Annotated in this window: 15 protein-coding genes; 12 read left to right on the top strand and 3 right to left on the bottom strand. The window is 35.7% G+C overall.

The window, feature by feature from the left end; all coding sequences use genetic code 11:
* Nucleotides 1-306 precede the first annotated feature (306 nt).
* The 3 genes from G3A47_RS13975 to G3A47_RS13965 form a co-directional block, all read right to left on the bottom strand.
* Nucleotides 307-1,275: a M20/M25/M40 family metallo-hydrolase gene (locus tag G3A47_RS13975; protein WP_166923324.1), complete on the bottom strand. Its 969-nt coding sequence runs from the start codon at nucleotides 1,273-1,275 to the stop codon at nucleotides 307-309.
* Between the two features lie 388 nt (nucleotides 1,276-1,663).
* The gene (locus G3A47_RS13970) at nucleotides 1,664-2,995 is read right to left on the bottom strand and encodes an alpha-L-fucosidase (RefSeq protein ID WP_166923322.1); all 1,332 of its coding nucleotides are present in this window, start codon (nucleotides 2,993-2,995) and stop codon (nucleotides 1,664-1,666) included.
* A 205-nt stretch (nucleotides 2,996-3,200) separates the two neighbouring features.
* Complete coding sequence (locus G3A47_RS13965) at nucleotides 3,201-4,874, bottom strand: GLPGLI family protein (protein WP_166923320.1); 1,674 nt, start codon at nucleotides 4,872-4,874, stop codon at nucleotides 3,201-3,203.
* Between the two features lie 687 nt (nucleotides 4,875-5,561).
* Between G3A47_RS13965 and G3A47_RS13960 the strand changes: the two genes are divergently transcribed.
* From G3A47_RS13960 to G3A47_RS13905, 12 genes are all read left to right on the top strand, one after another.
* On the top strand, nucleotides 5,562-7,745 hold the full coding sequence (locus G3A47_RS13960; protein WP_166923318.1) for a glycoside hydrolase family 3 N-terminal domain-containing protein: 2,184 nt from the start codon (nucleotides 5,562-5,564) through the stop codon (nucleotides 7,743-7,745).
* Between the two features lie 212 nt (nucleotides 7,746-7,957).
* Nucleotides 7,958-10,216: a GH92 family glycosyl hydrolase gene (locus G3A47_RS13955; protein ID WP_166923316.1), complete on the top strand. Its 2,259-nt coding sequence runs from the start codon at nucleotides 7,958-7,960 to the stop codon at nucleotides 10,214-10,216.
* A 55-nt stretch (nucleotides 10,217-10,271) separates the two neighbouring features.
* A complete protein-coding gene (locus G3A47_RS13950; protein ID WP_166923314.1) occupies nucleotides 10,272-11,177 on the top strand; it encodes a metallophosphoesterase family protein in 906 nt (301 codons plus the stop codon).
* Between the two features lie 370 nt (nucleotides 11,178-11,547).
* Nucleotides 11,548-12,837, top strand: a complete 1,290-nt coding sequence (gene fucP, locus G3A47_RS13945) for an L-fucose:H+ symporter permease (RefSeq protein ID WP_166923312.1) — start codon at nucleotides 11,548-11,550, stop codon at nucleotides 12,835-12,837.
* A gap of 16 nt (nucleotides 12,838-12,853) precedes the next feature.
* The gene (locus tag G3A47_RS13940; protein ID WP_166923310.1) at nucleotides 12,854-14,509 is read left to right on the top strand and encodes a UxaA family hydrolase; all 1,656 of its coding nucleotides are present in this window, start codon (nucleotides 12,854-12,856) and stop codon (nucleotides 14,507-14,509) included.
* 247 nt (nucleotides 14,510-14,756) lie between these two features.
* Nucleotides 14,757-15,521 (top strand): SDR family NAD(P)-dependent oxidoreductase, encoded by a 765-nt coding sequence (locus G3A47_RS13935; RefSeq protein WP_166923308.1) that lies wholly within the window; start codon nucleotides 14,757-14,759, stop codon nucleotides 15,519-15,521.
* A 6-nt stretch (nucleotides 15,522-15,527) separates the two neighbouring features.
* Nucleotides 15,528-16,265 (top strand): (Fe-S)-binding protein, encoded by a 738-nt coding sequence (locus G3A47_RS13930; protein WP_166923306.1) that lies wholly within the window; start codon nucleotides 15,528-15,530, stop codon nucleotides 16,263-16,265.
* Between the two features lie 691 nt (nucleotides 16,266-16,956).
* Nucleotides 16,957-18,330, top strand: coding sequence for a lactate utilization protein B (locus G3A47_RS13925; protein ID WP_166923304.1), 1,374 nt, complete (start codon nucleotides 16,957-16,959; stop codon nucleotides 18,328-18,330).
* Between the two features lie 19 nt (nucleotides 18,331-18,349).
* Nucleotides 18,350-18,934: a LutC/YkgG family protein gene (locus G3A47_RS13920; protein WP_166923302.1), complete on the top strand. Its 585-nt coding sequence runs from the start codon at nucleotides 18,350-18,352 to the stop codon at nucleotides 18,932-18,934.
* Between the two features lie 320 nt (nucleotides 18,935-19,254).
* Complete coding sequence (locus G3A47_RS13915) at nucleotides 19,255-20,109, top strand: fumarylacetoacetate hydrolase family protein (RefSeq protein WP_166923300.1); 855 nt, start codon at nucleotides 19,255-19,257, stop codon at nucleotides 20,107-20,109.
* A gap of 80 nt (nucleotides 20,110-20,189) precedes the next feature.
* Complete coding sequence (locus G3A47_RS13910; RefSeq protein ID WP_166923298.1) at nucleotides 20,190-21,818, top strand: beta-N-acetylhexosaminidase; 1,629 nt, start codon at nucleotides 20,190-20,192, stop codon at nucleotides 21,816-21,818.
* A gap of 540 nt (nucleotides 21,819-22,358) precedes the next feature.
* Nucleotides 22,359-23,543, top strand: a complete 1,185-nt coding sequence (locus G3A47_RS13905) for a hypothetical protein (RefSeq protein ID WP_166923296.1) — start codon at nucleotides 22,359-22,361, stop codon at nucleotides 23,541-23,543.
* Nucleotides 23,544-24,389: the final 846 nt, after the last annotated feature.

The raw sequence follows: 24,389 nt of genomic DNA, 5'->3' as shown, positions 1-24,389 counted from the left end.
CAACATTAAAACCAGAAGAATTTCTGCAAGTTTTTACGTATAGGGCCTTTTTTGCTCGCAAAGACGCAAAAACGCAAAGTTTCTTTTTATACACGCAGATCTAGCAGATTAAGCCGATATTTTACTCTGTGATTTCGACAAAAATTATCTGAATAAATCTGCTAGATCTGCGTGAAAAAATTTCTTGCCAAACATAAGAGTTCGCAAAGCTTTATCCTTTAATCTTTGCGAACTTTGCGTAAATCCTTGCGCCCTCTGCGGTTAAAATAAACGGTACATTTTGATAAAGAAACTGTAAAAGAGAATTTAATTTTGCTTTATAAAAGCTAAAGGCTTTTCGTAATTGGCAATAGCAACTAAAGCATTATAAATGTATTTAGAAACTAAAACTCCACCTTCGCTGTTAATGAGTGCCGTATCGTCTTCAGGAGTGTGATATTGCGGATGTCCACCGGTATGCAATCCTATAGCCGAAATGTCATTTTTATAGAAGGTAACATGGTCAGAACCGCCAACGTCTCCCGCAAAAACAATCGGATTTAGCCCGCTGTTTTCACCTAATTTTTTCATAAGTTCAACACCATCAGGAAAGGTTCCTGCACCACCCATATAAAGTTCTTTTTTCTCGTTTAGTCTTCCAACCATGTCCATGTTGATCATTACTTTTACAGCATTTTTAGCTACAGGTAAGTGGCTAACAAAGTATTTTGAACCCAATAAACCTTCTTCTTCGGCACTGAAAGAAATAAAAATAATACTTCTTTTGGGAGCAATTTTGTTATGGTGAAATTCTTCGAGTATAGACAAAAGAGCCGAAACCCCCGAAGCATTATCATCAGCCCCGTTGTGAATGGCAATCGTGTCTTTTTTCTTGCTGCCGGAACCTTTTCCGCCCCAACCCCAATGATCATAATGTGCCCCAATAACGATAAATTCCTTCTTTAAATTTTCATCGGAACCTTCAAGATATCCCACAACATTCTGCGTTGCGACACTGTCTGATTTTATTTTATTAATATCAGGTTTCATGAATATTTTGAAAGGCTGATAGTAACTGGTATTAAACTTTTTTAGTCCAAATTTTTTGAAGTATTTTTTGATATAAGCTGCCGCTTCATTGTTGCCTTTTGTTCCCGCAAGACGACCTTCTAATTTATCGGAAGCCAGGTAAGTATCATGTTTAAGGAATTTTTCGGCAGAAAAAGTAGTTTGTGCAGTTCCTTTCTCAAGTGCGATAAAAGCAGCAAGTGAGAAGAAAAGAGTTTTGTTTAACATGTTTGTGAAAATTAGTTTAAGTTGTGGGGGGGTGAGATGTGAGTTGTGAGTTATGAGTTATGAGTTATGAGTTATGAGTTGTGAGAAAGTGAGTATTAGAAAACAACAACCAAACTTTAATGAATAAAATACTTACGAAAGAAAAAAACAATTCTAATTTCTATTTCATTGATTTACTATCTTACTTAGAAACCGAGTCTAAAGTTGTTATCAATTACTGTCGTTCGAGAATTCAAATAAAATCTATTACAATCTATGTTTATCTTGCAAAAAGCTGTAAAACAAAACGTACCACTTTTCAGTCGACATTTTGTTTCACATTTCACATTTTATATTTTACATTTTACAACCCATAACTCATAACTCACATCTCACAACCCACAAGTAGTTACTGTATTTGCATTTCGATTATAGTATCAATTGCATCGATTTTGACTCCATTCAGATACACAAATGTTCCTTCTGGTTGTTGTTTGAATTTTAGTTCCTTTTTGCTGTCCATCAGATAACACTTTTTAATTTTTTGCTTCATTTCAGGAATAAAAATATAATCAGCTTGATTTGGAGTTTTGAGAATGTGTGCAAACAGGGTTTTGTCTTTGGCAGTGCATACTCCCCAATCCTGCGGTTTCATTACATTACCTCTTGTTCCGTAAATGGATTTTCCGTTTTTATCCATCCAGACTCCGATTTCTTTTAAAGTTGCCACAAATTCAGGCTGAATGGATCCGTCTGCCATTGGTCCCACATTTAAAAGGAAATTGGCATTCAGACTGGCAGCATTGATTAAGTAATGAATTAAATCTTTTGTCGATTTGTATTTTCGGTCATTGATATTGAATCCCCAGGAATTGTTCATGGTTTCGCAAGTTTCTAAAGGCAATTGAGATACAGATTGCCCTCCGAATCCCGAAGTATTTCCTCCCGGTAAATCTTTTTCAAATGCTTGAAAATCCTCGCCCTGTAACGGAGTCAAATGGTGATTGTTTGAAATTAAACAGTTGGGTTGTAAGGAATGAATCAATTTGTAAATTTCATCGTAATGCCAATTGACTTTAGACTGTAATGTTTTATCTGTATCATTATCCAATTGATCCCAATGACCGTCAAACCAAATTCCTCCAATTTCTCCGTAGTTAGTCAATAATTCGGTCAATTGGCCTTTCATAAAACGAATATAACTTTCCCAATCACTTTTTTGAGTTCTTCCGGTTCCTTTTCCCGTTTTTCCTGTTTCGTATTGGTAATCAGATCTCGTCCAGTCTAAAAGCGAATAATAGCAGAATAATTTAATGCCTTCTTTATGGCATTCGTCTGCCAGTTCTTTCAATAAATCTCTTTTAAAATGCGTATTGGTAATTTTCCAATCGGATAATTTGGTGTCAAAATTGCTAAAACCATCGTGATGACGAGTCGTAACAGTGATGTATTTCATTCCTGCCGCTTTTGCGATACCAACCCATTTTTTAGCATCAAATTCCTGTGGATTAAAAACAGTAAGCAATCTTCCGTATTCTGTTACTTTAATGTTTTGGTTGTTCATAATCCATTCGCCATTGCCCAGAATGCTATAGGGACCGAAGTGAACAAACATTCCAAATTTATCGTCCTGAAATTCTTTCCTGTTTTTCAGATTTCCTTCAGTGGGGGTGTAGTTTTGTGCAACAATTGTTGTCCAGCTCATCGAGAAAAACAACAGCCAAAGTGTGATTCTTTTCATGTTTTTTGAAGTTTGGTGGTTTAATGGTAAAAAATTACTACTAAAAAAACAGAGTTAAACAAAGACTTAGAATCATGACAATTTAAAAATGGTAGCTTTAAAAGTTGTAATTCCTTGTTTTTGATTAATTTAAGTTTTTAAAATTTAAATATAGAAAGACTTCTTTGGCGAGAGTAAGTCAATATTATCTAAGTTTAATTATCAATTACCTTTCCCCAATCAAAAAACCTGAAACATTCCAAGCACTGCTACTAGTCCCTTCCGGTTTACCCATTGGGATAACTACACGAATTGTATGTTTTCCCGGCGACAGATTTCCTAAATCTATTAAGTTTGGGTTAGTTGTTGTTCCCGGACACCAATTAGAGCGGCTTAAATCTGATGAGGATAAACCATTGCCAAAATTGCCCGAAGCGGGATTGCTCAATCGGTAAGAACCACAATCGGTACGCCACGGAGTGAATCCAAATACTTCTTTGCCATCAATAAAAATGGTATTCTTTTTCTGTAAAAATTCATCGCCGTTTTCCCAGCCCCCATGACCTGTTGTGGTATAACTCAGTTTGAAATTTTTATAGCCCTGTGGAACTTCAAATGACATTTCAAGCCCTTTTTCGTTATCAAACATCGTTGCATAATCTTGTCCTGCCATTTCCATTACATTAAGGGTATTGAATAATGGTAAAATAAAATCGCCTTTTTTGTTGTTGTCTTCGCCTTCATGAATCGAAATATTCAAGCTTGCTTTGTGTCCGCCCTTGTCATAATTGCCAATAAACATTCCGATATAAACTTCCTGATTACTCAGTTTAGGTTGCAAGAGTGAAATGTCCTGACGATAAAAAACGCTGTCCTGCCAAACTTTGTTTTTGAGCTGTAGGTAGTTAAAATGCTTCACACCAAAAGGAGTGAAAAAACGCATTAATTCCAGCAAAGGGGTGTAGTCGTCTGTTGCTACGACACCCTGATATTTTTTACCGTTTCCGTTGTCATAAACAGGTAATGTTTTAACTCCGGTTTTTAATCCGTCAAGGAAGGAACTTTTTTTATCCATTGGAATCATAAAAACCGAACCTGTTCTGTCATAAGCATCTCCATTAGACTGCTGAGTAACATCTGCAAAAATGGCGCTTCCGTTTTTTATTTCAGGAAACTTTACTTTTCGAACAATAATAGTACCGTTTGCAAATCTCAAAATACTGTCATTTGATTTCGAATCAGATGAAAAGTTAATTTGCTCTTTGTTGAAAACGGCAATGTTTGTAAAACGGCTTTTCCACAATAAATCTTTATAAGTCAATTGATCAACAGTTGGTACAGCAGGTATTTTTAAAACAGCAGGAACAGTTTTCAGAACCTCAATTTTGGATGCCGAAACAATAGAATTACCGTTGCGATTTGTTTCCAGAACCAAACCTAAATCCTGTCCGAGAACGCTTGGTCCACCTTTCAGTCCCAATTCAGTGGTATACCAAATCTCGATTTTATTTGAGTTTACAGAGGTTGTTGCTTTTTTGCAGGTATAATTCAGGATTTTTTTGGTTTCATTGCTCAACTCAAATTTTTGGCTTGCCAAAGCTTGAGTATCCTGACTAAGAATAGATTGATTGGCTTTCAGTTGTGCCGATTGCAAAATCGTTTTAGTATTAAAAGCTACAAAAGTCTGTTCGAAAGGCCAATCTGCTTTTTGCTGAGTAATTTTATCAGAGGTTATTAAACTCAATTCTTTAGAAGTAAACAAAAGTACAGCATCCTGGTTTTCGATACTTTTTCCATTGTAACTTCTTTCATAAGTAACTTTGATTGCCTTTGGTGTTTTCTGTGCAAAAGTCGAAGAGATTATGCAAAAGGCTAAGCATACAAAAAGTTTTTTTTTCATGTTTTGGTAAGTGTGGTTTATCAGTCCTTAAAAGTTTAATTTTGGAGGGACTGAGAGGTTAGTTATGAAAAATTTTAAAAAACGAATTAATTTACTAAATCGATTTTGTAAAAAGCAAATGTAGAAAAAATAACTGTAAATTTGAAAATGTTGTACCGCAATAAAGTATTGGAGATTAAAAGAGTAATTAACTCAAATTGCTAGTTGAATAGTAATGTATATTGTAAAATGTATACTGTAAAATGTGAAAAATAATACGTTTTGTTTTATTGATTACTATCTTACTTTATACGAACATATAATTGTATCAGATCACTGAAATACAGTAACAATTTATCTAAATTTCAGCACTTAGCCCAAAGGCAAGAAAATCTGTTAATTAAAATTAAAACATGTACTCTTTCAGACTAGCATATCACATTTTACAGCATACATTTTACAATTAGTAACTAGTAACATGAATTAATTATTGTTTATTTATAAAAAGGACTGTTTTTAGAATTTTGCGAAAGGTAATTGATGATTAGATTTAGATAATATCGAATTACATTATCAACAGAAGTAAGTCTATATTTAAATTTCTGAAAGTACCTGGTGGCTGTACTTATTTTCTATTTTTCTATGTGGTAAATATAATTTCCAGCAATTGCAGATAACGGGTCGTTTATTAATTTAAATATCTTACTAATGAATGGTTTAAAAACTTACCAATTTCTACTGTTTTTTTGTTTTTGTATAGGGATTGCAAGCGCACAGGAAAAAGGATTTCCGTATAAAAATCAGAATTTATCAATTGATAAAAGAGTAACCGATCTCTTAAAACAATTGACAACCGAAGAGAAAATTTCTTTGTTGGGATTCGAAAGCAAAGCTGTAAAACGATTAGATATTCCGCAGTACAATTGGTGGAACGAATCGCTGCATGGAGTGGCCAGGGCCGGAAAGGCAACTGTTTTTCCACAAGCATTAGGAATGGCAGCTTCTTTTAATGATAATTTATTGAATGAGGTTGCAAACGCCATTTCAACAGAAGCCAGAGCTAAAAATAATATGGCTGTGGCCAAAGACCGTCGTTTACAATATATGGGATTGAATTTTTGGTCACCAAACATTAATATTTTCAGAGACCCGCGTTGGGGAAGAGGGCAGGAAACCTATGGTGAAGACCCTTTTTTGACCGGAAAAATGGGAGCTGCTTATGTAAAAGGTTTACAGGGAACACACCCGAAATACATGAAAACAGCAGCTTGTGCCAAACATTTTGCGGTACATAGCGGACCTGAAAAAAACAGACATTCTATTGATGTGATTGTGGATGAAAAAGATTTGAGAGAAACGTATTTATACGCTTTTAAAAAACTGGTCGATGCAAAAGTAGAAACCGTGATGTGTGCTTATAATCGGGTAAACTCCGAGCCTTGTTGTACCGGTAAAACTTTATTAAAAGATATTTTGCGAAACGAATGGAAATTTGGCGGTCATGTTGTTACCGATTGTTGGGCATTGCAGGATATTTACGACAGCCATAAAACTTTACCCAACAGTGTAACGGTTGCAGCAGCGGCAATAAAAGCAGGAGTAAATATGGATTGCAGCGGATTACTGCAAAAAGATGCTATTACTGCTTTGAATCAAAAATTAATTACTACAAAAGATATTGATAATGCATTAGCACCAACATTGCGTACCCAATTTAAATTAGGATTTTACGACAAGGCAGAAGATAATCCGTATCGGAAATATGGAATAGACAGCATTGCAAATACGTATCACAAAAATCTAAGCCGAAAAATGGCAGAACAAAGTATGGTTTTGTTAAAGAATGCCGAAATAGGCGAAATGAAAACAAAACTGCTTCCATTGAAAAAAGAAGATTACAAAGCAATGGTTGTTGTAGGGCCAAATGCAGCTTCGCTGGATGCACTATTAGGAAATTATCACGGAATCACGGACAAAGCCGTAAATTTTGTTGAAGGAATTGCAGGAGCTGTCGATCCTGATACGCGTGTAGAATACGATATGGGTTGTGATTTTACAGATACAGTAAATTTTGGTGGTGTTTGGGCGGCTTCGATGGCCGATTTGACCATTGCAGTAATTGGTTTCACTCCGGTTTATGAAGGGGAAGAAGGCGATGCTTTTCTTGCAGACGGTAAAGGCGATCGAAAAAACATGGATTTACCGGCCTCCCATATTGCCTACATCAAAGCGCTTCGCAAAGGAACTAAATCACCATTGGTAGCTGTAGTGACGGGAGGAAGTGCAGTTGATATTTCGGCAATTGAGCCTTATGTCGATGCAATTGTTTTTGCCTGGTATCCGGGAGAACAGGGCGGGACAGCTTTGGCGAATCTTCTTTTTGGTAAAGTTTCTCCATCCGGACATTTACCCGTTAGCTTTTACAAATCTTTCGGTGATTTACCGGATTATAACAGTTATGCCATGGCGGGCAGAACCTATCGTTATTTTGATAAAGAGGTACAATATCCGTTTGGTTTCGGGTTAAGTTACTCGACTTTTGCATACAATTGGGTTCAAAAACCTGAGAATGTTAAAACTACTTCAGATAAAATTTCGATGCAAATCAAAATTGATAATACAGGAAATTATGATGCCGATGAAGTGGCTCAGGTGTATATAGAATATCCGAACGTTGATAGAATGCCGTTGAAAGAATTGAAAGCTTTTAAACGGGTATCAATCTCTAAAGGAAATTCTCAAATCGTTACATTGGAAATTCCATTGCAGGAACTTCAGAAATGGGATGATACTAAGAAACAATTCAAAATCTACGAAGGAAAATACAACATAAAAATAGGTTCGAATTCGAGAGATATATCATTACAAACGAGTTTTGAAATTGTGAAGTAGTAGAGAATTAGTACAGTAGAAAATTTTTTCTCGCAGATTTTGCGGATTTTTTTTCTGATAATTATTTGCATTGGAGGTTATTTAAACATATTAGATGAAAGAAATACGTTTCTAGGTGTTTAAATAAGAGCCTGACATCAAAAAAAAGTAAAATAAAATCTGCAAAATCTGCGTGAGAAAGCATTAAATACATATGTAATAGAATAAATACGATGAATAAAAATTTTAAATCAGCATTTTTTGCAATTTTAGGACTTTGCTGCCTACAAGTGGAAAGTCAGACAACTAAACAAAATCTAACACAATATGTAGATCCGTTTATTGGTACGGGATTTCATGGGCATGTTTTTATGGGAGCAAATGTTCCTTTTGGGGCAGTTCAGTTAGGACCGGTCAATATTTCGCAAGGCTGGGATTGGTGTTCGGGGTATCATTATTCTGATCCTACAATTATTGGATTTTCACACACCCATTTAAGCGGAACGGGAATTGGTGATCTTGGTGACTTGCTTTTTATGCCCGCAGTTGGTAAAATCAGTTTGAAAAAAGGAACAGCCAAAGACATGGACAACGGTTATATCTCCAGTTTTGATCATAAAGATGAGGTAGCAAAACCGGGTTATTACTCTGTTATTTTAAAGAAAAACGGAATCAAAGCTGAAATGACAGCCTCAGAAAGAGTTGGTTTTCAAAAATATACTTTTCCGGCTTCAGATCAATCTCATATCGTTTTAGATCTGGTAGAAGGAATTGGCTGGGACAAAGCCGTGGATACCTACATCAGAGTTAAAAATGATACTTTGATTGAAGGCTATCGCTTCTCGAAAGGCTGGGCGTCGGATCAACGAATTTATTTTGCAGCCATTTTGTCAAAACCGGCTAAAAAAATCCAATTGTACAACAATACAAGGGAGATGATCAATAAAGTGGTTTTGGGTGACAGTGCCAAGGCAGTATTTCAGTTCTCGACTTTAAAAGACGAAGTAATTAAAATTAAAGTGGGTATCTCGGCAGTAAGTACAGAAAACGCTTTGATGAACATTAAAAAAGAAGTTGCCGACTGGAACTTTGAGAAAGTTGCTCTTCAGGCGGATGAAAAATGGAATAAAGAGTTGAATAAAATACAGGCGAAATCGAAGGATATAGCCAAAATGAGAACATTCTACACTGCTTTATACCACACTATGATTGCACCGTCAACTTATAATGACAGCAATGGAGATTATTATGGTTCTGACAAACAAGTGCACAGAGCGGCAGGATTTACCAATTTAACCACATTTTCATTGTGGGATACGTATAGAGGAGCAAATCCGCTGCTTACGTTAACCCAAACGGATAGAGTTTCGGATATTGTCAATTCGATGTTGGCTATTTATAAAGAAACAGGCCATCTTCCTGTTTGGCATTTAATGGGGAATGAAACCTATTGCATGCCCGGAAACAGTGCCATTCAGATTGTTGTTGATGCCTATTTAAAAGGAATCAAAGGAATTGACGGAGAATTAGCATTCGAAGCGGTAAAAGCAACGGCAATGCAAGACGACCGCGGATTGAATTTCGTAAAAAAAATAGGCTACATTCCCGCAGATAGTTTGAAAGAATCTGTAGCGATTGGAATGGAATATGCTATTTCGGACGGAGCGATTGCCATGATGGCAAAAAAAATGGGTAAAACAGAGGATTATACTTATTTCAGTAACCGATCAAAAGCGTATAAAAAGTACTATGATCCTTCGGCCACTTTTGTACGTGGAAAAGTAAGTGATACGCAATGGAGAACTCCCTTTGATCCGTTTAAATCGGCACATATGAAAGATGATTTTGCCGAAGGAAACGCATGGCAATATACGTGGCTGGTACCACATGATGTAGAGGGGCTAATTACAATGTTGGGCGGAGAAAAAGTATTCACAAAAAAACTGGATACTTTGTTTACAATCACCGGAGATATGGGAGCGGAAGCTTCAAGCGATATCACTGGTCTAATCGGGCAGTATGCACACGGAAACGAGCCGAGCCATCATATTACTTATCTCTATAATTTTGTTGGTCAGCCTTGGAAAACAGCCGAAAAAGTACGTTACATTGTTGATCATTTATACAGTGATAAACCGGATGGTTTGTGCGGAAATGAAGATGTTGGGCAAATGTCGGCCTGGTATATTTGGAGTGCAATGGGAATGTATTCTGTAAACCCATTCAACGGAATTTATGTTTTCGGAAGCCCAACTATGGACGAATCCGTACTGAATTTGGCTGATGGGAAAAGCTTTACTGTAAAAGCAATAAACAATAATTCGAAGAATATTTATATTCAAAAAGCGACTTTAAACGGAAAACCTTATACGCAAAGTTATATGCTTCATTCTGACATTATGAAAGGCGGTGAATTAATTTTTACCATGGGAGCGAAACCTTCTAAAACCTGGGGAGTTTCTGCAAAAGACAGACCGTATTCCGTAAAATAATTTTTCACCGGACAGTTTTTTAAAACTTGTCCGGTTTAAATATATCAACTACAAAATGAAAAGAAGAGAATTGTTAAAATATATTGGTTTAACTGCCGGTACTGTAGCCCTGAGTGGTTCAACTTCTATTATTTCTGCAGCAGAGAAAAGCGTAAAATCTAAAAGAGTTTTGCGAATTGCACATATTACCGACGTTCATATTCGACCGGAAGAAAATGCACCGGATCGGTTTGAAAAATGTTTAGAAGAAATTAAGAAACACAAAGTAGATTTTTTTCTAAATGGCGGAGATTCGATTTTTGCGGCAGATTATGACCATATTACCCGTGAACGAGTTAATGAACTCTGGCAGATTTGGAACCATACAACCAAAGGAATCAGCGGGTTTGAATTACACAGCTGCCTCGGAAATCATGATATGTGGTGGGCAGCGCCAAACAAACAAGATGTTATGTACGGGAAAGACTATGTTGTAAAGCAATTAGGAATTCCAAACCGCTATTATAGTTTTGATAAAAAAGGATGGCACTTTGTAGTATTAGACAGTAATAATGAAGGAGGTTCATTAGATGAGGAGCAACGTTTGTGGTTGGAGAAAGACTTGCAAAGTATTCCTGTTGGCACTCCCATTATGTGTATGAGTCATTTTCCTATTCTTGCTGTATGCACGCATGTTGACGGAGGAAATCATACCGATTCTAAATACATCAGTGACCTTTTTTACAAACATAAAGACAAAAAAATCACTTGTTTGAGCGGACACATTCATCTATTGGACGAAGCAGTTTACAACAATGTACATTATTACTGCAATGGCGCTTTGAGCGGTTTTTGGTGGGAGCTGGGAGACAAAGACTCAGCAGGAAAATCCTATTACAAACAAACGCCTCCGGGTTACGCTATTATAGATCTGTTTGAAGACGGATCTGTTGTAAACCAATACTTTCCACATTCTTTTTAAATGTACTTTTTTTTGGTTTAAAATTATCGCAATAGACAAGTATTAATTAAACAAGGGTAATTTAAAAAATACAAATCAAGCGACAAGCTATTCGAAAGAAATGAGTTTCTTTTTTAGTACCCTTTATCATGAAGATAGAGTCTATGTGTCAAATAAAATTTCAGGGACTCTTTTTGTTTATAAACCGGACAGGTTTCAAAAACCTGTCCGGTTTAATTTACTTTCCACATTCTTTTTAAATACACCTCTTTGTTTAAAATTATCACAATTGACAATTAATAATTAAACAAGGGTAATATTGAATTAATAATTATACTTTAAGTATTCTACTTTTATAATTGTAAATAAGCATAATTTTAATAAAAAGCATATGGCATTACTAACGCAGTTGGGTATTCAAAAAGAGACTGATACTAAGGAAAATAAGAAATGGCTTTTTCCTTTTATATTGGTGACCAGTTTATTCTTTTTCTGGGGTTTTGTACACAATCTGGATCCGATACTAATTCCACATTTAAGAAAAGCGTTTAATCTTACAGATTTAGAATCATCTCTAATAGACTCTTCAGTCTTTATTGCCTATTTTGTTATGGCATTGCCTGCTGGCTTTATCATGCGAAAATACGGTTATAAGTCAGGTATTATGATGGGGTTGATTCTATTTGGCATGGGGTCTATTTTGTTTGTTCCGGCCGCCAATTCGCTGCAATACGTTTACTTTTTGGGTGCTTTGTTTGTGATCGCCTGTGGACTTACCTTTTTGGAAACAGCAGCCAATCCGTATGTAACCATATTGGGGCCGGCAGAAACGGCAACCAAAAGACTAAATTTTTCGCAATCGTTTAATGGATTAGCTGCTTTTATTGCTCCGGCCTACATTGGTCCAATGATCTTATCGGATAAAAATCTGACTCAGGCTCAAATTAATGCTATGGCGCCTACAGAATTACATGCTTATGTTTTAGAAGAAGCGGCAAGTGTAAAAATGCCATACTTAGTTTTAGGACTAATTATTCTGGCGGTAGCGGTTTTGTTTTATTTTACCAATATGCCCGATGTAAAAGACGAAGATAAAGAGGGAGCAGATGGAGCAAGTTTTACAGGAGCCCTAAAATCAAAACGGTTACGCTGGGGAATTTTAGCTCAGTTCTTTTACGTAGGAGCACAGGTTTGTGTGGGAAGCTTTTTTATAAAAATGGCGACTACCTCTGCCGGACTTGCTGAAGATGTTGCAGCCAAATATTTAGGATTTTTCGGTTTGGCTTTTATGCTTGGACGTTTTGCCGGAACATTCTTTATGCAATACATACAACCAAGAAAATTATTAATCATCTATGCCATTATTAATATACTGCTATCGATCTTGGCTATAGTTGGTACCGGAATGTTGGTAGTTTATACTTTAATAGCGATAGCCTTTTTTATGAGTATCATGTTTCCAACTATTTTCTCAATGGGAATTGACGGACTTGAACATAACACAAAAATTGGTTCTTCTTTAATTGTAATGTCAATTGTTGGCGGAGCATTGCTTCCCCCGGTTTTAGGATTGATTTCAGATCGCACAGGAAGCATTCAGTACGGTTACATTGTTCCGCTGATCTGTTTCTCAGTAATACTATTGTTTGCATTTAATGCACATCAAACAAATAAAGCATAAATTCTATTTACATACTATGTTAGATAACGGAAGTAAACGATTGGTCATAAAAATGCACCCGGATGATAATGTACTGGTGGCTTTAACAGATTTGACCAAAGGAGAAAGTATAATTTTTGAGAATGAAACTTATATACTGCAAGACACAATCAAAGCAAAGCATAAATTTTATACGACCAACTTGAGAGAAGGAGATGAAATTATTATGTATGGCGTTTTGGTTGGAAAAGTACAATATAATGTTGCAAAAGGAAGTCTGATGACGACAGAAAATCTCAAACATGCTGCTGAACCTTACAAATATCGTGATATAGATTTTGAATGGAAAGCGCCAGATGTTTCAAAATATAAAGACAGAACTTTTAACGGATATAAACGAAATGACGGTCGCGTAGGAACTGCAAATTATTGGCTATTTGTACCGACTGTATTTTGTGAAAATCGAAATCTCGATGTAATACGCGAGGCTTTGCATAATGAATTGGGATATTCTGTAAGTGATAAGTATACGCAATATACCCATGCTTTGCTTGAAGCCTATAAAAACGGAAGAAGCCTCGATGCAATTGATGTGCAACTGACTCCGGATCCCTACACTAACAAAGTTTTTAAAAATGTAGACGGGATAAAATTTTTAAATCATCAGGGAGGCTGTGGAGGTACGCGACAAGATTCGGCTACATTAAGTGCCTTATTGGCGTCTTACGCAAATCATCCAAATGTTGCCGGAATAACAGTTCTAAGTTTGGGGTGCCAACATTTACAAGTGCAAAATTTTACAAACGATGTCAAAAAGCAAAACCCACATTTTGATAAACCGTTGTACATTTTTGAACAGCAGCAATCTAAAAGTGAAGAGCAATTAATTGCCGATGCTATTAAAAAAACATTCGAAGGATTAATTGAAATAAATAAACGACAACGAACTCCGGCGCCTTTGAGCGAATTGTGTTTAGGAGTTAAATGTGGAGGAAGTGATGGTTTTAGTGGTGTTTCGGCAAATCCGGCAGTTGGTTATACGTCAGATTTGTTGGTGGCTTTAGGAGGTAAAGTATTATTAGCAGAATTTCCGGAATTGTGTGGAGTCGAACAAAATCTTATCGATCGTTGTACATCAGAAGAAACGGCAAAAAAGTTCATTGATTTAATGCAGTCCTATGATGCATTGGCACATAAAGTAGGTTCGGGATTTCATATGAATCCTTCGCCCGGAAACATTAAAGACGGTTTAATAACAGATGCCATAAAAAGTGCCGGTGCAGCAAAAAAAGGGGGAACGGCTCCTGTTATCGATGTGTTAGATTACACAGAACAAGCTGTAAAAGCAGGTTTAAGTTTAGTTTGTACACCGGGAAACGATGTAGAAGCAACAACCGGAAAAGCAGCATCCGGAGCCACATTAATATTATTTACCACAGGGTTGGGAACGCCAACAGGAAATCCGGTTTGTCCTGTAATCAAAGTAGCTACAAATTCGGTTTTGGCTAAAAAAATGAGCGACATTATAGATATTGATTGTGGTCCGATTATAAGCGGCGAAAAAACCATTGAAGAAATGGGCGAAGATATACTGGAATATTGCATCAAAGCAGCCAGCGGCGAGATTATTCCAAAAGCAGTATTGTTAAACCAGGATGATTTTATTCCGTGGAAACGTGGCGTTTCTTTATAGAAAGAAAAATCTTTGGAGTTAAAAATGGAACAAAAAAGTATAAATCAAATTGTTTGGGTAAAAAAAGCTAACACATAGTAACATAGATTCTTTCTGGTTGATAAAGAATACAAAAAAGAAACACATTTCCTTCACATAGCAAGCTATGTGTATTATAAATAAGTGAAATGCCTTTTTAAAGCATTCAAAAGCTATGTCTCTATGTGTTAAATTAATTAAGCCCAACGAGTAAAATAGTAAATAATTTATGTTTTCACTACAAAACAAAAAAGCAGTTGTTACCGGAGGCGGGAGCGGGATTGGCAAAGCCATTTCGGTTTTGTTTGCAAAGCAGGGAGCCGAAGTTCATATTGTCGACTTAACAGAAGAAAGTGCCCAAACAGCGGTTGATGAAATAAAAGCAAGTGGAGGGAAAGTATTTTCGCATGCCTGTAATGTTGCGAATCAACAAGAAGTAATAGCAACATTTGAGAAAATTGGTAATATCAATATTTTGGTAAACAACGCCGGAATTGCTCACGTAGGTAAAGTAGATACTACTCCCGAAGCTGATTTTGACAGAATTATGAGCGTAAATGTAAAAGGAGTATACAATTGTTTACATGCTGCGGTACCTCAGTTTAGAAATTCCGGTGGAGGTGTAATCGTAAATATGGCTTCTATTGCAGCATGGGTAGGCATCTCGGATCGGTTTGCTTATTCTACTGCCAAAGGGGCTGTAATGGCAATGACCTTGTCGGTAGCGAGAGATTATATGAGCGAAAATATTCGTTGTAATTCGATTTCGCCGGCACGCGTGCATACTCCATTTGTAGATGGATTTATTGCCAAAAATTATCCGGGTCAGGAAGCTGAAATGTTCGAAAAATTATCCAAATCACAGCCTATCGGACGTATGGCAAAACCAGATGAGGTGGCAGCCCTGGCTTTGTTTTTATGCAGTGATGAATCCGGTTTTGTTACCGGTTGTGATTATCCTATTGATGGAGGTTTTATAAAATTAAACAACTAAGTTACAATGAAGGTCGCCTTATTTATACCCTGCTATATAGATCAGTTTTACCCCAATGTGGGTATTGCGACTTTGCAATTATTAGAAAAGCTGGGTTGTGAGGTTACTTTTCCTTTAGAACAAACCTGTTGCGGTCAGCCAATGGCCAATAGTGGTTTTGCAAATTTGAGTAAAGGTTGTGATCAGAATTTTGTTAAGAATTTTAAAGGATTTGATTATATCGTGGCTCCGTCAGGAAGTTGTGTTTTACATATAAAAGAGCATTTGCAAGATGTAGAACATCCGGAAGTGGCAGTACAGATTCGTAACGCTGTCTATGAACTTACCGAATTTTTAACCGATGTTCTGAAAGTAGAAACTATTAATGCCAATTTTCCCTTTAAAGTCGGATTGCACAATAGCTGTCATGGACAAAGAGGATTACATCTTTCGTCAATGTCAGAAAGAATGCTGCCAGAATTTTCTAAACCCGAGCAATTACTCAATATGGTAAAAGGCATTAGGTTGAGCAAACCAAAACGGAGTGATGAATGTTGTGGTTTTGGAGGTACTTTCTGTGTATTTGAAGAAGCGGTGAGTGTAAAAATGGGCAAAGACAGGGTAAATGAACACCAGGATAATGAGGTAGATTATATCACTGGTGGAGATGCCAGTTGTCTGATGCATTTGGAAGGAATATTAAAGCGACAAGGAAGTAAGACAAAAACGATTCATATTGCTGAGATATTGAATGGTTTTTTATAAAAAATAAAGTAAACGAGTTGGTTTTAGTTGATTTTTTTTAACACATAGGAACATAGATTTTAGTTGATGAGAAAAGGATAGTAAAAAGAAACCCATTTCTTTCACATAGCAAACTATGTGTATAGGAAATAAGTGGAACTTCTGTTTTAAAGTTGCAAATGTTATGTTTCTATGTGTTTGAAAAATGAAGTTTTATAAATGGCAATTAGTGACTAATAAGAGATAGAATAGATGAGTTGGTTTTAGTTGGAGTTTTTTTTAGACACATAGAGATATAGATTCAAATTGGTGAAAAAGGATGTTTTAAGGGGAACACATTTCTTTCGCATGTTATAAACTATGTGTATTGCAAATAAGTGAAACACCTTTTTTAAGAATTCAAAATCTATGTTTCTATGTGTTAAAAAAAATTGCACCAATGAAGAGCAGTATATGAAAAATGAAGTTTTATAAATGGTAACTAATAAGAGATAGAATAGATGAGTTGGTTTTAGTTGATGTTTTTTTAAGACACATAGAGATATGGATTCTAATTGGTAAAAAAGGATGTTTAAGGGGAACACATTTCTTTCGCATGGTATAAACTATGTGTATTGCAAATAAGTGAAACGCCTTTTTTAAGAATTCAAAATCTATGTTTCTATGTGTTAAAAAAAAATGCGCCAATGAAGAGCAGTATAAAAAGTAAAGTATGACGGTAAAACACGCTGCATTAGCGGAAAAGTTTATAGCAGACGAGCCAAGAACCAATTGGCACGACGAAACCTTATGGTTTGTTCGTGAAAAAAGGGATAAGGCGGCGTTTGGTTTACCGGAATGGGAACAATTGAGAGAGTGGGGATCGCAGATCAAAAATGCAACACTTTCTAATCTCTCCAATTATTTAAAAGAATTTGAAGAAAAAGCGAAAGCCAATGGTGTAAAAGTGCATTGGGCTGCAGATGCCAAAGAACACAATGAGATCGTTCATAGAATCATCAAAGAACACGGTATTCAGAAAATTGTGAAGAGCAAGAGTATGTTAACCGAAGAATGTCATTTGAACGAATATTTACAACATAATGGTGTAGAAGTAGTTGATACTGACTTAGGAGAACGTATTGTTCAATTTCGAAAAGAACCTCCAAGTCATATAGTGTTGCCCGCCATTCACTTAAAAAAAGAAGACGTAAGTGCTACTTTCCATGAGCATTTGCAAACCGAAAAAGGAAATAACGATCCGCAATATTTAACCGAGGCAGCGAGGCAGCATTTGCGCAATAAGTTTGTAGAATCGCAACTGGCAATTACCGGAGTTAATTTTGCGATTGCAGAGACCGGAGGTTTTGTTGTTTGTACCAATGAAGGAAATGCCGATATGGGAGCGCACACGGCTGCTGTACATATTGCCTGTATGGGTTTCGAAAAAATAATTCCAAAAGCAGAACATTTAGCTGTGTTTTTGAGATTATTGGCCAGAAGTGCTACAGGTCAGCCTATAACAACTTACTCGAGTCATTTTCACAAACCGAGACCCAATCAGGAAATGCATATTGTGATTGTAGATAATGGACGCAGCAAACAATTAGGAAGAGAAGATTTTAGAAATTCCTTAAAATGTATTCGTTGTGCAGCTTGTTTTAATACCTGTCCGGTGTATCGCAGAAGTGGCGGACATAGCTATCATACTGCTGTTGCAGGGCCTATTGGCTCTATTTTAAATCCAAATTTAGACAGGAAAGCCAATGCCGATTTGCCTTTTGCTTCCACTTTATGCGGCAGTTGTACTAACGTTTGTCCTGTAAAAATTAATATTCATGAACAATTATGGAAATGGAGACAAGTAATTGTTGCGGAAGGTTATGTTACGGCGAGCAAAAAATTAAGCATGAAAGGAATGAATTTCCTGTTCTCGAATCCTAAAATCTATCGTCTGCTGGGCAAAATAGGGAGGAAGAGTATGCAGTTATTTCCTTTTGTGGTAAACAATAAATTAAATGTTTGGTTCAAACAAAGAGAAATGCCTGTTGCTCCAAAGGAATCTTTTAGAGATTGGTATTTAAAAAATAATAAAAGCCAAAATTAAAATAACAGCTAATAAAAAAATGAGTGCAAGAGACTACATATTGAGTGCCATAGCAATGAATCAGCCTGAATTTGTTGAGATTCCTGTTATTGATAGCAGTGTTGTGATTCAGTATGACGATGTCTATGCGCAGTTTAAATTAGTTTTAGAAAGTATTGGCGGTAGGGCGGTATTGATCTCAGATATTACAGAATTGCAAGAACAATTAACTACCGATAGATTGAACGGGAGTTTTGTAGTAAATACAATTTCTGCAATTGGAGATGTAGACGAACAGGTCAGTTCTTTATCAGCATTTGAACTGGAAAAAGTGGAGAAAGCCTATGTTAAAGGAACAATTGGAGTAGCAGAAAATGGTGCTGTTTGGGTTTATGAAAGTCAAATGATTAACAGACTTATTCCTTTTATATGTCAGCATTTGGTTTTAGTACTAGAGAAAAAAGACATAGTTGATACTTTACATCAGGCCTACGAAAGAGTAGAGGTTTCAAAAGAAGGATTTGGTGTTTTTATTGCGGGACCATCTAAAACAGCCGATATCGAACAATCATTAGTAATAGGAGCTCACGGAGCAAGAAGTGCTGTGATTTATGTAATTGAATAAAGGACAAAATAATTATTTAAAACCCGTTGGGTGTAATTATTTTTTTAACACATAGGAATATAGATTTTGAAAACAAAAAAAGACGTTTCACTTATAAATCTTTTAAATCAGTGAAATCTGTGGCTATTTTTTCTGCCACAGATTAGAAGGATTAAAATGATTATTTCTAAGTTTTAAAAATAATTCGTGAAAATTCGTGCCATTGCTTCGCCTGTTCGCTATCGATCGAGTTGTGGCAAGCTTTGTTTTTAACCTGAACTGGATCTGAGTGGTCATTTAAAGAAGCAAGAAGAAGTATAATATATTAAATTAAGAATAAAATGAAATTAATACGATTTGGAGAAGCCGGCAAAGAAAAACCGGGTATTTTAATAGAGGAAAAAAGATTTGATGTATCTTCAATAGTAACAGATTATAACGAAACATTCTTTGAAGAAAACGGATTAGAGAAACTAAGAAAAGCATTAGAAAGTAATCCGGTGTTACCGGAAGTAGATACAAAGGTACGTTTAGGTTCTCCGGTTGCAAGGCCTTCAAAAATAATTTGCATCGGTTTAAACTATGTAGACCATTGTTTAGAAACCAATGCGCCAATTCCGGCTGAGCCCATTATCTTTTTTAAATCAACTACGGCATTGTGCGGACCAAATGATAATTTGATTATTCCAAAGAACAGCGAAAAAACCGATTGGGAAATTGAATTGGCTTTTGTAGTAGGAAAAAAAGCAAGTTATGTTGAAGAAGCTGAGGCATTAGATTATGTTGCTGGTTATGCTTTGCTTAATGATTACAGCGAAAGAGCTTTTCAAATCGAACGTGGAGGCCAATGGGCCAAAGGAAAAGGAAGCGATACATTCGCCCCGCTGGGACCCTTTCTGGCAACTCAGGACGAAATTGCAGATGTGAATAATATACCGATGTGGTTAACCGTAAACGGTAAAAAATTCCAGAACAGTAATACCTCAAATCTGGTATTCAAAATTCCATTTTTAGTGCATTATTTAAGTCAGTTTATGACTTTGCTTCCGGGAGATATAATTAGTACCGGAACTCCTCCGGGGGTAGGTTTAGGAATTAAACCGGAGCCCATTTACATCAAAGCCGGAGATATAATCGAATTAGGAATGGATGGTTTAGGAAGCAGCAAACAATTGGCTGTAGCTTATACAAAATAGAATGATATAATCTGTTGGATGTTAACCTACATTGGACAGAATTTAGAGTTTTAACAATAATTAATTAAATAATAAATAGGATGAAATCATTTTTCTTTTCGCTTCTTTTATGCAGTACATTGTCGTTTGCACAGGAAGTAAATATCATTCCGCAGCCGGTGAAAGTTGTTAAAAATGCGGGGAATTTTGTGATTAATGCACAAACTAGTTTAGTTGTTACCAGTAAAGAAGATGATGCTTCAGCTGCTTTTTTAAACGGTTATTTGTCCGATTATTACGGATTTGTATTGCCTGTTGCTCAAAAAGCAAGTAAGAACTATATTAAATTAGGAAGCCTTAAAAATATAGGTGGACTTAAAAGCGAAGGCTATAGTTTAATATCAGATAAAAATGGTGTTGAAATTACAGGAAACTCTCCAATAGGAACTTTCTACGGAATACAAACTCTTATTCAATTACTGCCAACAGAAAAAAGCAATACGCTTGCCATTGCAGCTGTAAATGTAAAAGACGAGCCTCGGTTTGCTTATAGAGGAGCTATGTTAGATGTGGGACGTCATTTTTTCTCAGTAGCATTCGTTAAAAAATACATCGATTATTTGGCATTGCATAAATTGAATTATTTTCATTGGCATCTAACCGAAGATCAGGGCTGGAGAATCGAAATTAAAAAATACCCTAAACTTACTGAAATCGGTTCTAAGAGAAACGGAAGCATTATTGGTCATTATCCCGGTAAAGGAAGTGATAATACGCCCGAAGGTGGATTTTACACACAAGAAGAAGTAAAAGAAATCGTAAAATATGCTGCGGATCGTTTTATAACGGTGATTCCGGAGATTGAAATGCCGGGACACAGTGGCGCTGCTATTGCTGCTTATCCTGAGTTGAGTTGTTTTCCTAACGAGAAAACCAATCTTCCTGACACTATGATTTCAGCTAAAAGTAAACAAGAGATGGCCAACGGAAGAAATAAGATCGTTCAGGAAACCTGGGGTGTACATGCCGATATATTTGTTCCTACTGAAAATACGTTTCAATTTCTCGAAGATGTTTTGGATGAGGTAATTGCTTTATTTCCTTCAAAATACATTCATATAGGTGGTGATGAAGCCCCAAAAGACGCTTGGAAAAAAAGTGAATTTTGCCAACAAATGATAAAAGAAAAAGGATTAAAGGACGAGCACGGTCTGCAGAGTTATTTTATTCAACGAATAGAAAAATACGTTAACAATAAAGGTAGAACCATAATAGGTTGGGATGAAATTTTAGAAGGCGGCCTTGCACCCAATGCAATAGTAATGAGCTGGCAAGGAGAAGCCGGTGGAATTGCAGCGGCAAAAGAAAACCATCAGGTGATTATGACTCCGGGAAGCCACGTGTATTTAGATCATTCACAAACTAAAAACGAAAAAGAAGTTACCATTGGTGGTTTTTTACCATTAGAGAGAGTGTACCATTATGAGCCAATTCCTAAGGAGTTAAATGCGCAACAAGCCCAATACGTTATGGGAGCGCAAGGAAATGTCTGGACAGAATATATGGTGAATCCTGCCAAAGTAGAGTATATGATATTCCCGCGTTTGAGTGCCTTAAGCGAAGTATTGTGGTCGCCAAAAGAAAGCAAAAACTGGTCTCAGTTTCAAGCAAAAATTAAAACCATGAAAAAACGCTATACCATATGGGGAGCAAACTATTTTAAAGAGTAGTAATAATAATTCGAAAGGAATAAAAGACAGCTTAATTTGGGCTGTCTTTTGTTTTGTAAGAATAGTGGTTTTTATTGAGCTTAAGTAATGATTTTATTGATGTAGAATTAATTCTATAAAAAAATAAAATAAAGTTTTACATGTAAAATTTTATAAAAATCTGACATTTGGAAAATATAGTTTAATTAGAAAATAATTATGTTTCGCATTCTTTTATATCAGGGCATTGTCGCTCAGTTGATGACCTGAGGCAGCCATCAGTAAAATTTTAAATTATTGTTACTGCAATTTTTGCTATGGTTGGTGTTTTTTTTTGTCTTTTTTATGGAAGCGGGGAAAAGATCAGGTCAAAAGGACTTTATTAAATCCGTTATTGGTTTAGGTTGTTGTAGGTATGGTAAATCTTAATAATTATCTTTTTTCTTCCTCATGCAGATGTTTTTGATTAAAGAAAAGTGTATCAGAGTTTATTCTTCTCTTAACATATAGTTGTGAAAGAGAATAAAAATAACCAGTTTAATTAAATAAAAATGCAATTATATGGAAATATTAAGAGAAAAACAGGGTTTAGAATTGATATTAAAAGATTCAACAGTATTAAAAAGGATGGATCCAAAAACAATAGAAAAGATACTTAAGGAGTCTGAGGCGAAGTTAAAAATGTTAGAAAAGAAACCAAATCTAAGCCTTTACGATAAAGCTTTAGCAAAGAATCTTGATAAACTTGTTATCAAGCTTAAAGTAGCATTGAAGGAGTCTAATAGAGTTGAAAAACAGAATTTAGAATCAGTAAAGATAAACCCGCAGCCAATAAGGATAGATCCGGAAATACAAAGGAAAATTAAGGTTCGTGAGGGTATGTTAAGAGCTGCGAAAAAGCTTGATCACAGAAGTCCTTATCGTCGACAAGATATGGAGCGTATGAATAATGAATTGATCGAGCTTAAAGTTAAAGCTGGATTGAAGCCCAAAGGAGTATACAAAGAGAGAACTTTAAAGTCTTTAATATGGACAAAAAAGGATATTAAAATAGTAGAAAAGGATATAAAAAGGCGTGAGCAGTATATAAAAAGTCCTGAATGTAAGCGTCAACATCCTAAAAGTTATGATGCTTATGTAAAAGTAACTAATACAGATATTGCCAATGCCAGAATTAAAATAAATAAGGACAAGGCTATAATTCAATTGAAAAAGGATAATAAGCTAAATTTTTCGACCAGGATACATAAATTTTTTGGATTTAAAAGTAAATCTGGAGAAGATCATCAGATTGTTGGCGTAAACAAAGAGGATGCTTCAAAAAGGATGAAAAAAGAATTAGTGCAGTCAGAAGCTAAACTTGTTGGGCAGCACTCTAAATTGGTTTCGACACAGTCACGTGTTCAGGAAAATAAAGAAGCTAAGTCTGTCAAATTTGATTTAAGTATGCTAACTAAGCCGTCAGTAGTATCAAAGGAACAATCTGATAATGCAAATAATACACCTATTGGTAAGTACAATGAGGTAAAGAAGGGCAGAGTGGGTTCCAGAATTAATAATGGAGATGCGTGTGAAATACAGTCCATTCTTAACGAAACGGATCCTAAAGGTAAAAAACAAATACGTGATATGAGGAATCTGTTTAAAGAATCACCAGAACGCTCCATTCTAAAAAAAAGAGATACTAAAGATATAAAACAAGGATTACAGATAGAACCTAAAAGTAATGTTCGTTTTAGAACCTAAAAGAGGTGTATTTAAAGAATCTAGTATTTAAAGTTTAATGTATTTTCTATAAACTAAAATATAAGAGCTATAACAATCAGTTAGACGGATCAGTTTTTCGAACCTATAGTCTTGAACTTTTGGGATAGTTTGGGGAACAAAATAAGGGGGTTCATTTATTTTAATTCACATAGTCAGGGTGTACGAGAGCGATATAGTTTTTGTAAGTGTAATCTCTGTCCCTAAGCGATAAGTATTTTTTTTTAGATCTAACAAACATATAGGGCAGAATTGACTTAAAAGAGAGATGAGGCTGTCTAAAAAGTAATTTTTAGGCGGTTCTTTTTTAAAATGTGTTTTTGCTCTTAATTTATGTTTGGTTAAAAAAGGTTATCGGGCAAAAAAGGATTTTGCTCTTCTCTATAAATCTTTTCTACATAAGCCCATATCGTTTTCAACTGCTTCTCGATGCGTTCACGGCTGGTCTTAGCTGACTTTACCCATACAAAAGTATAACGGTTGACATTGGCTTATATCTTTATCCCATCTATATAAAGGTCTTTAAGACTTAGTACACCTGCTTCCTGTAAAAGTAGTACTACCTGAGTAAATATCTGTTTTAACTGCTTGTTCAGGCGTTGCCCGCGGAAGTTATTAATGGTACCGTGGTCTGGCTCGCTCTGTTCGCTAAGCTACATAAGTTAACTACGCTCTTTTTTCTCAAAGATGAAATTTTCAATTTTTTGTAATACCGATATAAAAAAGGCAAATGATGAATCTGTTGTTAAAAGAGAAAAAATCAAAACACTCGCTAGAAAAATTAGAATTCTCAATGATGAAATAATTTGGAATAGTTAAAAAATATTC

Origin of the sequence: Flavobacterium poyangense (assembly GCF_011751075.1) — a bacterium.
In the GTDB taxonomy this organism is placed as follows: Bacteria; Bacteroidota; Bacteroidia; order Flavobacteriales; family Flavobacteriaceae; genus Flavobacterium; species Flavobacterium poyangense.
The sequence above is the reverse complement of the archived record's forward strand: the minus strand, read 5'-3'. Positions and strand labels throughout refer to the sequence as shown.

Coding starts and splice junctions, on each gene's coding strand:
- G3A47_RS13975 (WP_166923324.1), bottom strand. CDS start 1,275: ATGTTAAACAAAACTCTTTTCTTCTCACTTGCTGCTTTTATCGCACTT.
- G3A47_RS13970 (WP_166923322.1), bottom strand. CDS start 2,995: ATGAAAAGAATCACACTTTGGCTGTTGTTTTTCTCGATGAGCTGGACA.
- G3A47_RS13965 (WP_166923320.1), bottom strand. CDS start 4,874: ATGAAAAAAAAACTTTTTGTATGCTTAGCCTTTTGCATAATCTCTTCG.
- G3A47_RS13960 (WP_166923318.1), top strand. CDS start 5,562: ATGAATGGTTTAAAAACTTACCAATTTCTACTGTTTTTTTGTTTTTGT.
- G3A47_RS13955 (WP_166923316.1), top strand. CDS start 7,958: ATGAATAAAAATTTTAAATCAGCATTTTTTGCAATTTTAGGACTTTGC.
- G3A47_RS13950 (WP_166923314.1), top strand. CDS start 10,272: ATGAAAAGAAGAGAATTGTTAAAATATATTGGTTTAACTGCCGGTACT.
- fucP (WP_166923312.1), top strand. CDS start 11,548: ATGGCATTACTAACGCAGTTGGGTATTCAAAAAGAGACTGATACTAAG.
- G3A47_RS13940 (WP_166923310.1), top strand. CDS start 12,854: ATGTTAGATAACGGAAGTAAACGATTGGTCATAAAAATGCACCCGGAT.
- G3A47_RS13935 (WP_166923308.1), top strand. CDS start 14,757: ATGTTTTCACTACAAAACAAAAAAGCAGTTGTTACCGGAGGCGGGAGC.
- G3A47_RS13930 (WP_166923306.1), top strand. CDS start 15,528: ATGAAGGTCGCCTTATTTATACCCTGCTATATAGATCAGTTTTACCCC.
- G3A47_RS13925 (WP_166923304.1), top strand. CDS start 16,957: ATGACGGTAAAACACGCTGCATTAGCGGAAAAGTTTATAGCAGACGAG.
- G3A47_RS13920 (WP_166923302.1), top strand. CDS start 18,350: ATGAGTGCAAGAGACTACATATTGAGTGCCATAGCAATGAATCAGCCT.
- G3A47_RS13915 (WP_166923300.1), top strand. CDS start 19,255: ATGAAATTAATACGATTTGGAGAAGCCGGCAAAGAAAAACCGGGTATT.
- G3A47_RS13910 (WP_166923298.1), top strand. CDS start 20,190: ATGAAATCATTTTTCTTTTCGCTTCTTTTATGCAGTACATTGTCGTTT.
- G3A47_RS13905 (WP_166923296.1), top strand. CDS start 22,359: ATGGAAATATTAAGAGAAAAACAGGGTTTAGAATTGATATTAAAAGAT.